The sequence below is a fragment of the Marinococcus sp. LNSP9103-4 genome, from assembly GCF_056034345.1.
Window position 1 is genome coordinate 179,026 of the sequence record NZ_JBQLIA010000003.1, and the last position, 14,176, is coordinate 193,201.

Below are 14,176 nucleotides of genomic sequence, written 5' to 3' on the forward strand. Positions count from 1 at the left end.
TAATAAAGTAGAAAGAATTCAAAGGAGGGCTATAATGAAGATATTTGCCGTATTTCTTACAATGAAGGATGAAGAAAAATCACAAAAGTTCCGCTCGCAGCACTTGAAATTTCTCGAGGATGAAGAACTGAACGGAAATGTGATTGCTTATGGACGGTTTGTCGATGGTACCGGCGGCTTAATCATGTACCGCGGAGAAGAAGAGGAAGCCGTCCGGGAAATTGTAGAACAGGATCCTTACATACAGCTTGGTGCCCGGGATTATCATATGCATGAGTGGGATATGAAATCACATGTCTGGACGAAGGGAGAATAATACTTATGAAAAAAGCTGCTTTCATCGGACTTGGAAACATGGGCATGCCAATGGCTGTGAATATTTTGAATAAAGGATTTGACGTCTACGGGATTAATAAAGGAAATGAAAAGGAAGACCGCTTTCAGGAAGCAGGAGGTACTGTCGGTATTACACCGGGAGAGGCAGCTGGACAGATGGATATCGTTATGACCTGCCTGCCGAAGCCAGAGCATGTAGAAGAAATGATGCTCGGTGAAAACGGCGTTATTACAAATGCCTCACCAGGACTTCTTGTAATTGATTTCAGTACCGTGTCTGCAGAGCTTCATGAAAAGATTGAAGCAGAGGCAGCGCAAAAGGGTGTAGACTATCTGGATGCTCCGGTTAGCGGGGGAACGACAGGAGCAGAAGCTGGAACACTTGCTGTGATGGTTGGCGGAAGCAAAGAGGCCTTTGAAAAAGCCAGACCGATTTTTGAAGCGGTAGGAAAAAATATTACGTATGCCGGCAGTATTGGCAAAGGTACGAAGGTGAAGTTGATTAATCAGTATATGGTGGGCATGCATACTGCAGCGGTAAGCGAAGGATTAACGATGGCGGAAAAAGCAGGAGTTGATCTGGAAATGCTTCATTCCGTTATCACAAATAGTATGGGGCAGAGCAAAATCTACGACCGGCACTATACGGAATTCATTCAGGAAAACAAAGAGGAACCCGGATTTGCTCTGGAACTGCTTTTAAAGGATCTTGGCCTGGCTAATGAAATGAGTAATCGTGTAGGAGTAATTCCAAAGGCAGGAAAGGAAGTTTTATCCTTATTCGAAGAGGCGGATCGCGAAGGTTTTGGAGAAAAAGACATGAGCAGCCTTTTTTACTACGTGAAAAACAATAAAAAATAAAAAATATGTAGACACGGAACCTGCCTTCCTTCATGAAGGCGGGTTCTTTACGTTTTACGAATGCATAGTTTCAGCAACGGCCTGCTCAACGCGTTCGTCGAGGGAATGCAGTCGGGTGAATGCATCTTCATCAGTAATTGTCCGGTAGTGATGGCGTCCGGATGGCTCTTCATCGAGTTCATCTGCATCGGCAACTACCTGCTGCAGCGGCGTTCGCTGAATATTGGCAGCCGGGAGATACGAATCAGTATGAAGTAAAACAGCCATACTGACTTCCTTTGCCCGCGAAGGTTCTTCGCCGAGCCGGATTAAGAGCTTGTGCGCCCGTTCTGCTCCTTTGATAGCGTGAATATCGTTCGTCTGATATTCTTCGAAGTCCCATTTTCCGTTTTTGTAAAAAAGATAATGGCCCATATCGTGCAGAAAACCGGCTTTTACTGCTAAATCAACATCCACATTTCGTTCTCTGGCAAGCTCTAATGCTATATCAGCCACGCGGATGGCATGGGCAAGTCCGGAACGGCGGACATATTTTTGAGTAATAGGGTGTTTGTAAATATCAATCATCGTCACTCTGCTCATTGGTGCTCCTCCTTTATAGATTATTTTGCAAAAGGGGCCCCGGCCAATAAAGGCTGAGGACCCTGTGAAAGTCTCGCAATTTTTAAAGATATTTTTAACATTATAATAACTATGCGACTGGAATGCAAGGGAAATGAAAGATTAACTAACATTCAATTATCATTTTGAATATAAATATTAATTAATAAAAAAATAGCGGAAAATAAAAAATATGGTTGGTAATATGTGTATTTAAACGTATAATTAAACTAAGAAAAATATTCCATTAAATAGTGACTATTAGAGTGTATTTTTTACAAAAAACAATGAAGGCAGGGACAATATGAAAAAAAAGTTGGGTATTTGGGCCTTAACTGCTGCATTGACTGCTACATCGGGATTAACTGCAGCGGAGGCGAACGCGGAAGAAGGAAACGGGAACGATCTGGCATCAATGACGACTGGTGGACATACATTAACGCTTGAAGGCAGCATGCCGCGATTTACATATGATTCCGGTCTTAATTTCAGCTATCCAGAGGAAGGAGTCAAAGGGATATATGTTACTGGTCACTCGGCCGGAGGCGACAGAATGGATAAATTAATTGACCTCATTGATTCGACGGAATTGAACGCTATGGTAATAGATATTAAAGATGATCACGGCAACTTAACATTCAATGTACCGGAAGGATCAAATCTGCCTGATATAGGAAAAAATATGATCAAGGATCCCGAAGCGCTAATGAAAAAATTGGAAGAACACGATATATACCCAATCGCACGCATTACAGCTTTTAAAGATAATGTACTTGCCAAAAAGCATCCGGAATACTCCTACCAGACAAGTAACGGGGATACATGGTCGAATGGAAGCGGTCATATGTTTACAAACCCGTTTATGAAAGAAGTATGGGATTACAATCTTCAAATAGCGGAAGAAGCAGCCAGGCTCGGCTTCCAGGACATCCAGTTCGATTATATCCGGTTCCCTGAAGGATTTGAAACGAGAGATGACCAGCTCACTTATTCCACAGGGGACTATGACAGCGGTGACGACAACGTGCAGGAAAGAGTAGATGCTGTTACGGATTTTGTCGCCTACTCTGAAGAGACGCTTCAAACAAAATACAATGTAAATGTATCGGCGGATATCTTCGGCTATTCTGCGACTCAGGAACGGGCCCCGGGCATCGGACAGGACTTTCGGTTAATCTCTGAAAATGTAGATGTCATCAGCTCCATGATTTACCCAAGCCATTGGGGAAGCGGTTATTTTAATATCGATAAGCCGGATACAAAGCCGTACGAGGTTATCGATGCTTATGCGAAGGCAGAGATGAAGATTTTATCGGATCTTGATGAACAACCGATAACCCGGCCCTGGATTCAGGACTTTACAGCAAGCTATTTAGGAAGCGGTAATTATCTGCAGTACGGAAGCACCGAAGTGGAGGCGCAGATTCAGGCGCTGCAGGATAATGGTATTGAAGAGTATCTGCTGTGGGACGCCCAGAACTCTTATTCCAAAGGTACAGATTATACGCCGTAAAAAAACAAAACCAAAGGAGCGGGAGTCAAAAACCGCTCCTTTTTGCTGTATGCAAAGCTGAGAAAGAGCAAATGCAACCACAACCCTCCGGGAAGTCAATATCCCGTAAAAAGCGCGCTTAAGCGTCTTAAATAAGTACTGAAGGCACTTACTATATACAGAATTTCGCGTTATAATATATGTAACACAAATTTGGGGGTCATTATGTCTAAACTAAACTGGTACGAAAAATTGAACCAATACTTTCCAGTTGAAGAAATGAAATCGAAAAAACACATGGAAGTGCTGCTGGATGAAAAAGGTGATATTTACCATAAAGATGAAGGACCTCTTCATGTTATGATGTATGTAGAGACAGAGGAATTTGTTTTTATCGATTATTTGTTGGTATCGAAAGAAGCAAGAGGGGAAGGACTCGGTCAGAAATTACTTGATAGCCTGAAAAGTAAGAATAAACCGATTATTCTGGAAGTGGAGCCTCTCGATTATGAAGAGAGTGATACAACAAAACGGTTCCGTTTTTATGAAAGAGCCGGCTTTCGTCAGGCGAAATCCATTGGCTACAGCAGAATCTCTCTGGCAACCAATGAAGTGAATACGCTCGAAATTTTATATTGGTCGCCGGACGATGCGTCGGAAGAAGTTATCTATGAAAAAATGAAGCATACGTATAAAAACATTCATACGTATAAAGACGAAGAGATCTACGGAAAAGCCTATCAGGACGTTACGGAAGTTCTTACGTATGATGACAAAGACGAATTGAAGAACGCTTAGAAAGGAGGGCGAAGAGGTTATGAAAAACGCAGTTGCAAAAAAACGCAGGAAAATGAAAAGAGAAGTACTCCGGGACATGCTTAAAAAAAACCTCAAGGGCCTGAATAAAGAAAAATCGCCCGAAAAGGGCGTTCCGACTCCTTCAAGACACTCCGCTTAATACATTGCATGCGCAGTTCAGATGGGCTGCGCTTTTTTATGCTGGAAGGTTTAAAAGTTAAATTAAGGTGGAACACTCTAACCTGTGAAGAAAAATTGGAGGGTTCCTGATGCAAACACATCAATTGTACATTAACGGAGAATACGTAAACGCTTCTAGTGATGAATATATTGAAATTGAAAATCCGGCAACGGAAGAAACTATTTCACGAACGGTAAAAGCGACAAAAGAGGACGTGGATAAAGCTGTTGCTGCCGCCTCTGCTGCTCAAAAAGGGTGGGAGCTGACACCAAATATCGAACGCGGAAAAATTGTCCGTGCTCTCGGAGATAAAATTGAAGAAAACAGAGACCGGTTTATTGACCTTCTTCAAGAAGAGCAAGGAAAAGATTACGGATTGGCGAGCGGTGAAGTGGATCTTGCCATTGACTATTTCCGCTACATGTCCGAATGGGCAAGAAGAATAGAAGGAGAAATTCTGCCAAGTGACCGGGAAAATGAGAATATTTTCATTTACAAAAAACCTATCGGCGTTGTAGGCGGTATTGTGCCATGGAATTTTCCCGTGTTTATCCTGGCCAGAAAAGTAGCAACAGCTCTTGTCACCGGCTGTACGATTGTGCTGAAGCCAAGCCAGCAGACACCAAATACAGCTGTTGAATTCACAAAGCTCATCGATGAAATGGATGAAGTACCAAAAGGGGTTTATAACCTGATTACAGGTACAGGTTCAGAAATAGGAAACGCTCTGGCTTCGCATGAAGATGTAGATATGGTAACAATGACTGGCAGCGTAACTGCGGGAACAAAAGTTATGGAAGCTGCGGCGCAGAACATTACAAAAGTTAATCTCGAACTCGGCGGAAAAGCACCGGCTATTGTAACAGCGAACGCAGATATTGATACTGCGGTGAAGCATATTACAACCTCCAGACTTGCCAATAATGGCCAGGCCTGTACGAACGCAGAGCGGGTGTATGTGCATGAAAGTATTGCTGAAGAATTCACCAAACGACTGCAGGAAGCATTTGAACAAAAAACAATGGGCGATCCGCGCGCATCCAAAAATGCTGACGTTGGCCCTCTTGTAAGCAAAGACCGCCTCGATGAAGTGCATGCGATGGTGGAAAATGCTAAAAAAGACGGAGCGAAGGTAGTAGCTGGTGGTGAACCAGGCGATCAGAATAATGGTTATTTTTACAAACCAACAGTAATCAGCAACGCCCGGCATGAGATGGAAATTATGCAGGAAGAAATATTTGGTCCGGTTATTCCTATCGATACGTTCCAAACGCTTGATGAAGCAATAGAGAAAGGCAACGATACCGTATTCGGTCTTTCTTCCTCCGTTTACAGTGAAGATATGAACGAAATTATGAGAGTGGTAAACGAACTGCGCTTTGGCGAAACGTACGTTAATCGGGAGAATTTCGAAGCTGTGCAGGGCTATCACGCCGGTTTCCGGAAATCCGGACTTGGCGGCGCCGATGGCAAGCACGGAGTGGAAGACTTTTTAGCCACTCACGTTGTTTATATGCAGTACAATAACGAAAAAAATTAAAGAAATTTGGCTGGAGGGTGAACCTCCAGCCATTTTCTAACGTATACATAATAAGGGCGGAAACAATTATATGAGTTGTTGAAAAACAAAGCAGGTAATTGAGAATCGTTCATTTAATGTAAAAAGTGAACAGTTTAAATGAATTGTCACAAAACGTTAACAAATTGTGCGCTCAGAAAGTTTCAAAACCATGATGAAGAGGAATAAATAAAGTATTGTTGAATTAAAGTCCAAAAGTACAATCATTCACAAACCAGTTAAAACCTCTTTTCAAATTAGAATAATTATTGTATAATAATCTTGTGACTAAAAAGCAGAGAATATTATACGTTGTTTTCGCCCATTTTACTCCCATAGTTGGGGAAGGAGAGATTTGTTAACATGGTGACATTGCTTACATCTCCAAGTTGTACATCCTGTCGGAAAGCGAAAGCATGGTTGGACGAACATGAGATTGCTTATAATGAAAGAAACATTTTTGCGGAGCCATTAACAGTGGATGAAGTAAAAGAGATTGTGCGTCTAACGGAGGACGGCACTGATGAAATCGTTTCCCGTCGTTCGAAGGTGTTTCAGGAATTAGACGTGGAAATGGAAAACCTTCCACTGCAGCGCCTGTTCCAATTAATCAGCGAACATCCCGGTCTATTAAGACGGCCGATCATTTATGATGATAAACGTTTACAGGTGGGCTACAATGAAGCTGAAATTCGTCGTTTCCTTCCAAGAAAAGTTCGTACTTTTAACTTGATGGAAGCGCAAAAAATGGTAAACTAAAAAGAAAGAAAAATTTCGGCGCCGGTCGGAATTTTTCTTCTTTTTATAATTACGCTTTGTTTTGCTAAAATGAGTTTCTTTCCTTGACATGAGTGTGATTTTATCTGAAAATATAAAACCAAACCAGTGTTAAATTATTGATGCTCCGCTCCCTCAACGAACGTTGCATCCTGGGATGAGCACAACTCACAAAGGGTCCTGTACAGTGCTATGATTAAAAGGATTACTATATGTTATTGTTAGGGTATAGTATTTCATAGTAAGTAGAAGACCGACCCTAGCTTGAGGAGGGAGAAAAATAGTGGAAATCGAAAGAATCAACGAGTCGACAGTGAAGTTTTACATTACGTACACGGATATCGAAGACCGTGGTTTCGACCGGGATGAGATTTGGTATAACCGTGAACGTGGAGAAGAATTATTCTTTGATATGATCAACGAAGCTCACGACTTAGAAAACTTTGAAATAGAAGGACCTTTATGGATTCAGGTACAGGCACTCGATCAGGGCATGGAAATCGTAGTTACCAGAGGACAGGTTACCGATGGAAATGTGAAGCTGGAAATTCCGGTATCAGAAAACAAAGAGGAACCTCCGGTGGACGATAACATTGTGGATATGCTTGATGAACAATACCGTTCGTCCAAATCAGACAGAAATGGCTCACTTGAGTCGGAAGACCTGGAAATTGTTATTTCCTTCCAGGATATGGAAGACTTAATCAGTTTGAGTAAGGCCTTCCATGTATCGGATGTCCACAACGAAGTATACTTCTTTGAAAATCGGTATTATCTTTATTTAGTATTTGATCAGCGTTATACAGAGGATGAACAGGACAACATGGTAAGTCATGTGCTGGAGTACGGAAATGAATCTGACCTGTCCATTTTCCGTATACGTGAGTACGGTACGACAATTGCATCTGAATATGGTCTTCAAACCTTCAATGAAAACTTCTCATAAGTGTGTGTATCTCTAAAAGGCTGGCGTGTGACGCTAGCCTTTTTATTTTATAAAAAATCCCCGTATTACACCCCCTCCTGGAAAGGCTGATACTCATGTTTAATGCCCTCATTGCGAACGGCCGGGCGGTTTCAAGCCTGGATCCCACTATTTATCCCCCTTACTATTGCCCGGACTGCGGGCACGAAGTGCATCTGCGTAACAAATCAAATACCCGTCCTCATTTTGTTCACTCCCGGCGTGCAGACTGCCGCCTGCTTGGTGGAGAATCCGAAGAGCATACTGAAGGGAAAGCTCTGCTCGCCAGTTGGCTTAAAAAACAAAATCTTTCTCCCGTTATTGAGAAGCAGTTACCTGAGGAAGGAAGAAGGGCAGACGTATTCGTTCAGTGGAGAGGGCGAAACGTAGCACTCGAGATACAGAGGAGTGCGATTGATTCCCCGCAGCTTTTGACGAGAAGCCGAACATATACAGAAAAAGGAATCCTTCCACTTTGGTTTTTTGCTCCTAAATTAGTGCAACGAAAAAATGCCGGGCGCTGGTTTTGGAATGAAGCGGTGTGGTCTTCCATATTCTCCGGATATTTTAATGCAGTACCTGTGCTGATGCCATCCTCCCGGGAGCTTTTAATCGTGCAGCCATTATTTGAAGCTTCGCCCAAGCGTATCGTAGCCCATGCCTTAAGATTGCCGGTAGCCGACATAAAGCTGGATTATTTTTTCGCCCCTGCACAGCTGTCATTCAGCTTTATTGATAAAATACTGGCGCATAAAAATAGTTGGCGCTTTTCGTCTTATCAATTTTCCGGGTGCGAAAAGTATTGGGACAGCCTGGAGATATATACCCGGCACCTCTCTCATATTAGTAGGCATCCTGCGGACCTGGGCTGGCCGACGCCGTATTGTTACGTTTTCCGCGGACCGCCGCTCTTGTGGCAGACCCTGCTGTTTTACCGGATTATTCGCCAAAAAAGTGATACATTAAACAATATTTTAATTTTAGTGCAAAAAGATCCACTGATTGCTCCGTTAATACGTTCTGGTCTGCGTGCAGAGGTTTACCTGCGTCAGGCAGTCTGGCATTTTTTGCAGTGGCTGAAGGTTCGGAAGACGGTTTATTTTCATCACGGGCACTGGTATTTGAAGAAAGATCTGCTGCCTGAAGCATTGGCGGAAACGGGATGGTCGCAGGATCAAAGCATCGCTGGAATATTTACGGCTTATATCAAAAAGCTTGAAGCAGAAAAACGATTCATTGGAACAACTGGAAATAGTTCGATACAATAGGAGAGAAAGATAAAGGGAGGTGCGTTCCATTGAGTTCATCTGCTGTAGAACAACTGCCAAAACGCGAAGAAATCAGTGAACAGTATAAATGGAATTTAGAGGATATTTTTTCAAGCAATGAAGAATGGGAAGAAGAATTTAAACACATTCAAAGTATGATTCCGGCAATCGAGTCATATAAAGGGCGCCTCGGAGATTCGGGTCATATGCTGTATGAAGCCCTGCAGCAGCAGGATAAAATTACAGAGCGGTTCAGCCGTTTATTTGTTTATGCGCATATGCGTTATGATCAGAATACAAACGAATCGCTGTATCAGGGAATGGAGGACCGTGCAAGAAGACTGGCCAGCCAGCTCGGACAGGCAACGGCTTTTCTCGTGCCTGAAATCCTGACTATTCCTGAAAAAACGATTAAAGCATTTTATGAGGAAGAGCCGGAGCTCCGGTTATACGAACACGCCCTTGATGCGATCAATAAAGAACGTCCGCATGTTTTGACAGAATCAGAAGAAGCACTGCTCGCCCAGGCTTCTGAAGTGATGGCTGTGCCGGGCAACACTTTTGGAATGCTCAATAATGCTGATCTGGAGTTTCCGTCCATAAAGGATGAGAACGGAAATGATGCCCAGGTGACCCACGGGCGTCTGCTTAACTTTTTGGAAAGTGACAACCGTCGTGTGCGGGAAGAAGCTTTTAAGGCTGTCTACAGCACATACAGCAGGTTTAAAAATACCATTTCAAGCACGCTTGGCGGACAGGTGAAAAAGAATACGTTTAATGCAAGTATTCGTAAGTACCGTTCAGCCAGAGAAGCTGCGCTAAGCAATAATCATATTCCGGAAAAGGTTTATGACCAGCTTGTTTCGACCGTTCATGATTACCTGCCGCTGCTCCACCGTTACGTAAAGCTGCGTAAGCAGGTGCTTGAACTTGATGAGATTCATAACTATGACCTGTATACCCCGCTTGTTAAAGATATTGATATGAAAATGACGTACGAGGAAGCAAAAGAAACCGTTCTCGAAGCACTGCAGCCGCTGGGAAAAGAATATACAGAAACGATTGCCGGCGGATTTGAAAAAGGCTGGGTGGACGTTTATGAAAACGTTGGGAAACGGAGTGGAGCCTATTCCTCCGGGGCATATGGAACAATGCCATACATTTTGATGAACTGGCAGGACAGTATAAACAATGTGTATACGCTGGCCCATGAACTCGGGCATTCAATGCACAGCTATCTGACTCATCAAAATCAGCCGTACCCTTATGCTGATTACACCATCTTCGTGGCGGAGGTAGCTTCTACTGTCAATGAAGCACTGCTTACCCGTCATTTACTGACAAAAACGACAAGCAAAACAGAAAAAGCGTATTTATTGAATCAGTACCTCGAAGGCTTCCGGGGCACGGTTTTCCGCCAGACGATGTTTGCTGAGTTTGAACAGTTAATTCATGAAAAGGCAGAAGCAGGGGAAGCACTGACTCCGGATCTGCTGAATGCTCTTTATTATGAGTTGAATGAACAGTATTTCGGGCCTCATATGACACTCGATGATGATATTGCGCTGGAATGGGCAAGAATCCCTCATTTTTATATGAACTTTTATGTATATCAGTATGCCACCGGCTACAGCGCTGCTGCTGCTTTGTCCCAACAGATCACAGAGGAAGGGGAGCCTGCAGTGGAGCGCTACCTGCAGTTTCTGAAATCCGGCAGTTCGGATTATCCAATCGAGGTTCTGAAAAAAGCAGGGGTCGATATGACTACCTCCAAGCCGATTGAACTGGCCATGAAGTCGTTTGAAGATACCTTGAATGAACTGGAAGAACTGCTGCTTCAATAAAAAAATCCGCGGAGATGTAAAGCATCTCCGCGGATTTTTATTTTTTTAGGTAAAGGAAGGTACATACTCCCAGTAGGCCCCATTCTTTAGTGGGACATGCTTCATCTTTCTCATCAGCAGAAGCTGCTTCAGCTGCTTTTCAGCCTCTTTTTCACTCCAGTCGAATACAACAGAAACTTCTTTCGTCGTAATTCGCGGATAGCGGGAGAGAAACTTTTCAAGCGTTAATGAGTGAGAAGGCTCCGGCACATGTCCTAGCATGTCGGAGAGGATTTCTTCGTAAACCTGGTAGGGATACAGCCCGGAAACCTTCAGTCCTCCATCCTCAACATGATCGTTAAAGAAAACGAATGTTGGCGCCTGATCGACCTCCATTTCACGGGAGGTCCTGATATCACAATTCAGGGCTTTCCGGGTACAGGCAGAATGTATATCGCGCTGAAATTCTTCAATGTCCAGTCCGGTCGCTTCCGCGATCTGGACAAGCGTTTGTTCCGTGGAGATGTCCCGGCCGTGCAGAAATAAATTCTCTCTGATATTCCGAAAAAAAACCGAAGCCAGCTGCTTTCCCTGCATTTCCGCTGCTTTCATGGCTAGTGCAGGAATGTAGGCAGAAGGAGCAGAGTGCTTCAGCCACACGCTTCCATCTGCCGGCATGCCGGTCCGGGTGGCCACTTCCTCATAAAACAGGGCCATTTCTTTTTTCATCTCTTCTTTCACTGGCTTTTGTGTCTCTTCACTCCAGCATTCAATGTTTGAAGTGAGCAGAAGCTTTGGCGTGAAATAGTGGCCGTATTCAATGAGCAGCTTTTTTAATACAGGTTCAAATGCCCAGCACTCCGGACACAATGGATCCATAAAAATATATAATTCAAGCGGCTTTTTCGATAAATGTGTGTCGGTAGACTGCGGCAGACTGCAGGAACCGGAACTGTCATCACAAAAAGAAAAATGCTCGTTGCCCATGACCAGTTCACGCTCCTTTCGTTATGAATTTTCTTCGGTAGTATTTATCATGTGCTGTGCTGTCACCACAAGCCGCTGAAACATTTCCTGTCTAACGTCATTGTCGAGGTTGATTTCTTCCATCGCTTCATCCATGCATAACAGCCAGGCTTTCGCTCGTGTTTTCGTAATTGGAAACGGGAGATGGCGGGCCCGCAGACGTGGGTGGCCGTGTTCTTCTGTATACAAAGGCGGACCGCCTAAAAATTGTGTCATAAACTGCTTTTGTTTACGGGCGGTTTCTGTAAGGTCCTCCGGAAAAATAGGAGCCAAATCCGGATGATCGCCAACCTTTCTGTAAAACGTATCAATAAGTTCAGAAAGTTTTTCTTCGCCAAGCTTATCAAAGCTGGATTTAAAACCTGTCATTGTAAACCTCCGGAACAACGTTTTAACGTTTATGCTTACAAAGACAGAGCAATAGCGCCAAACGCAATTATTATATTTCAGTTTTTATTCTAGCAATGAGACCCGGCAACCGCAAATATTTTGAATGGCAAATGGCTGCCGGGGCAAAAAAACAACCCCGAAGACGGGATTGTTTTTTCAGGCTATACAAGATCCTGATAGTTGGCAAGCACATTTGGTACGTATTTTTGGGTTTCTTTAAACGGTGGAATACCATCATATTTATCAACATTACCCGGGCCGGCATTATAAGCGGCAAGGGCAAGCGTTTTATTGCCATTGTATTTATCGAGCATGTCTCTTAAATAGCGAATACCTCCGTCAAGGTTTTGTTCAGGGTCCATCGGGTCTTTTACTTTCAGCATAGAAGCAGTGCCCGGCATCAGCTGCATCAGCCCCATAGCGCCCGCATGGCTTTTAGCGTTTGGATTAAAGCCGGATTCCTGCTTTACCAGTGCGCGGACAAGTTTACTGTCTACCCCGTATTTTTCCGATAAACGCTCAATCGTCTGCACAACGCCCGAACCTGAAGTCTGTTTAGATGAAGAAGGATTTTCAGAGGCAGCAGCGGTTTCCTTTTTTACTTCCTTTGCGGCAGACTCAGCCGGATTACTGGATGCTTCGTCACCCAAATGACTGAAATAGCTGCTTGCGCTCACCGGGTTTAAGAACAACGAAGAAGAGACCGGACTGAAGCCGCTGCTGTTCTGTTCGGCCATGATAGCCTGGGTTGATTTCAAAGAATCGTATAAAAAAGAACCGAAACGGCCGGCAGCAGAAGCTGTCTGCGAAGGAACGGACGGCTGGCTGCTTCCGGCAGCTGCATTGGTTGAAGATGGGAAAAGAGAGGAAGAAATCGTCAAAAAAATTCACCCCACTAATAAAATTCAGATAAGAAAAATATACCAGTATTTCAAATGAAGAACAATGCGCGGATGTTACTGTTTTTAATCCTGCTGCCGGCTGCGTTGGAAAAGTCGTTCAATTTTGTTCGGTGTGCTGCGGAGAGGAAATTGATGTTTGTCTGCCAGTTCATTCATCCAGGCATAAACCTCTTTTTCACTCGGTCCTTCTATTTCGAGCTCATAATCTGTGATCCCTAAATAATGACTCCGGTCAAAAAAGATTTCTCCTGTACGAAAGGTCTGGGAGGCCCGGTAGGTGGTCAGTGTGCCTACACTTTCAACGCGCACGGAACCAATCAGTGCCTGAAGACGTCCGGAGACGTCACCGGCAGGCAGTGTTCCGGCTGTGATAGCCTCCTGAGCCTCCTGTGCTGTGACAGTCTGATTCCATTCAGTGAGTCCTTCCGGAGCCGGCTCTTTCAATGTCAGGGTGTATGAGTCGCCCCGCTCGCGTATACGCAAAGCGGATTTGCGGGAACGAAGGTCGAAGCTGTCAGTATCAAAATATGTATTTTTTTGCGAAGAAAAATCATTTTCCTGAATCGCGAAGTCAGCTGTAAGAGAGGCAAACTCCTGCTCCGTCAAAAGGTTCTTCGCTTCAATTTCCTGTTCTTTCGCCACGGAGAATCATCCTTTCTAATACCGAATTACTGGAAAAACGCTATGCATTATCTTATCATATGGTTTGCGCTCTGTCTGTTTACATAAGTTATGATAAAATTAGATACAGATAAGAAACGTATACTTGCCCTGTTTTGGAGGAATTATGACATGCAGCATATATTGACTGTGAATCATTACGAAGAAGACAATGACTCATTAATGATGTATCCGGTGGAAGAATGGCCGGAAAAAGAATGGCAGAAATTAAGCGACGGCGGACAGATGCTCGCAGATTCCGATGCTCTCACGCTTGTTTATGTACTGGATATGGAGGACGAATTTGTGCAGCTCCGTATTCCAAAAAGAGTATGGCCCCTTTTGAAAAAGGCTTACGATAATGGAAAGCATGTCTATGTAAAAAGCGGAAGTGCCCTGCATTTAGAAAACTTTCATGAAGAAATTGAATATTTAATGGATAATGTGCCTGGAAACGGGAATTACGGTACTGAAATGGTATCTGCATTTGAAGAAGCATTCAACGTATAACCTCATAATAATGTAAATGAGTGGTGGTAA

Annotated in this window: 15 protein-coding genes; 10 read left to right on the forward strand and 5 right to left on the reverse strand. The window is 43.7% G+C overall.

The window, feature by feature from the left end; genetic code table 11:
• Nucleotides 1-34: 34 nt before the first annotated feature.
• Together ACTRXG_RS03620 and ACTRXG_RS03625 are read left to right on the forward strand one after the other, a co-directional pair.
• Nucleotides 35-316, forward strand: coding sequence for a YciI family protein (locus ACTRXG_RS03620; protein ID WP_474262038.1), 282 nt, complete (start codon nt 35-37; stop codon nt 314-316).
• Nucleotides 317-321: 5 nt separating this feature from the next.
• Nucleotides 322-1,197: an NAD(P)-dependent oxidoreductase gene (locus ACTRXG_RS03625; RefSeq protein ID WP_474279188.1), complete on the forward strand. Its 876-nt coding sequence runs from the start codon at nt 322-324 to the stop codon at nt 1,195-1,197.
• A 54-nt stretch (nt 1,198-1,251) separates the two neighbouring features.
• On the opposite strand, the gene ACTRXG_RS03630 is transcribed toward ACTRXG_RS03625, so the two are convergent.
• Nucleotides 1,252-1,779, reverse strand: coding sequence for an HD domain-containing protein (locus ACTRXG_RS03630; protein WP_474262040.1), 528 nt, complete (start codon nt 1,777-1,779; stop codon nt 1,252-1,254).
• A gap of 322 nt (nt 1,780-2,101) precedes the next feature.
• On the opposite strand from ACTRXG_RS03630, the gene ACTRXG_RS03635 reads away from it, so the two are divergent.
• The 7 genes from ACTRXG_RS03635 (at nt 2,102) to pepF (ending at nt 10,679) form a co-directional block, all read left to right on the forward strand.
• Nucleotides 2,102-3,310, forward strand: coding sequence for a putative glycoside hydrolase (locus tag ACTRXG_RS03635; protein WP_474284059.1), 1,209 nt, complete (start codon nt 2,102-2,104; stop codon nt 3,308-3,310).
• Nucleotides 3,311-3,514: 204 nt separating this feature from the next.
• The gene (locus ACTRXG_RS03640) at nt 3,515-4,087 is read left to right on the forward strand and encodes a GNAT family N-acetyltransferase (protein WP_091614512.1); all 573 of its coding nucleotides are present in this window, start codon (nt 3,515-3,517) and stop codon (nt 4,085-4,087) included.
• 269 nt (nt 4,088-4,356) lie between these two features.
• Entirely contained in the window at nt 4,357-5,808 is a 1,452-nt protein-coding gene (gene aldA, locus ACTRXG_RS03645; protein WP_474262042.1) for an aldehyde dehydrogenase, read from the forward strand.
• A 381-nt stretch (nt 5,809-6,189) separates the two neighbouring features.
• The gene (gene spxA, locus ACTRXG_RS03650; RefSeq protein ID WP_022795164.1) at nt 6,190-6,585 is read left to right on the forward strand and encodes a transcriptional regulator SpxA; all 396 of its coding nucleotides are present in this window, start codon (nt 6,190-6,192) and stop codon (nt 6,583-6,585) included.
• 301 nt (nt 6,586-6,886) lie between these two features.
• Complete coding sequence (gene mecA, locus ACTRXG_RS03655) at nt 6,887-7,549, forward strand: adaptor protein MecA (RefSeq protein WP_322526415.1); 663 nt, start codon at nt 6,887-6,889, stop codon at nt 7,547-7,549.
• Nucleotides 7,550-7,644: 95 nt separating this feature from the next.
• Nucleotides 7,645-8,835: a competence protein CoiA gene (locus ACTRXG_RS03660; RefSeq protein ID WP_474284060.1), complete on the forward strand. Its 1,191-nt coding sequence runs from the start codon at nt 7,645-7,647 to the stop codon at nt 8,833-8,835.
• Nucleotides 8,836-8,864: 29 nt separating this feature from the next.
• Nucleotides 8,865-10,679: an oligoendopeptidase F gene (gene pepF / locus ACTRXG_RS03665; protein ID WP_474262044.1), complete on the forward strand. Its 1,815-nt coding sequence runs from the start codon at nt 8,865-8,867 to the stop codon at nt 10,677-10,679.
• A gap of 45 nt (nt 10,680-10,724) precedes the next feature.
• Here the strand turns inward: pepF and ACTRXG_RS03670 are convergent, their stop codons facing one another.
• From ACTRXG_RS03670 to ACTRXG_RS03685, 4 genes are all read right to left on the reverse strand, one after another.
• Nucleotides 10,725-11,645 carry a ClpXP adapter SpxH family protein gene (locus tag ACTRXG_RS03670; protein WP_474262045.1) on the reverse strand — a complete coding sequence of 307 codons (921 nt, stop codon included), beginning with the start codon at nt 11,643-11,645 and terminating at the stop codon, nt 10,725-10,727.
• Between the two features lie 21 nt (nt 11,646-11,666).
• Nucleotides 11,667-12,053 carry a globin domain-containing protein gene (locus ACTRXG_RS03675; protein ID WP_474284061.1) on the reverse strand — a complete coding sequence of 129 codons (387 nt, stop codon included), beginning with the start codon at nt 12,051-12,053 and terminating at the stop codon, nt 11,667-11,669.
• Nucleotides 12,054-12,235: 182 nt separating this feature from the next.
• Nucleotides 12,236-12,955 carry a lytic transglycosylase domain-containing protein gene (locus ACTRXG_RS03680; protein ID WP_474262047.1) on the reverse strand — a complete coding sequence of 240 codons (720 nt, stop codon included), beginning with the start codon at nt 12,953-12,955 and terminating at the stop codon, nt 12,236-12,238.
• A gap of 84 nt (nt 12,956-13,039) precedes the next feature.
• A complete protein-coding gene (locus ACTRXG_RS03685) occupies nt 13,040-13,618 on the reverse strand; it encodes a CYTH domain-containing protein (protein WP_474262048.1) in 579 nt (192 codons plus the stop codon).
• 150 nt (nt 13,619-13,768) lie between these two features.
• On the opposite strand from ACTRXG_RS03685, the gene ACTRXG_RS03690 reads away from it, so the two are divergent.
• Nucleotides 13,769-14,146 (forward strand): UPF0738 family protein, encoded by a 378-nt coding sequence (locus ACTRXG_RS03690; protein ID WP_474262049.1) that lies wholly within the window; start codon nt 13,769-13,771, stop codon nt 14,144-14,146.
• The last annotated feature ends 30 nt before the right edge of the window (nt 14,147-14,176 follow it).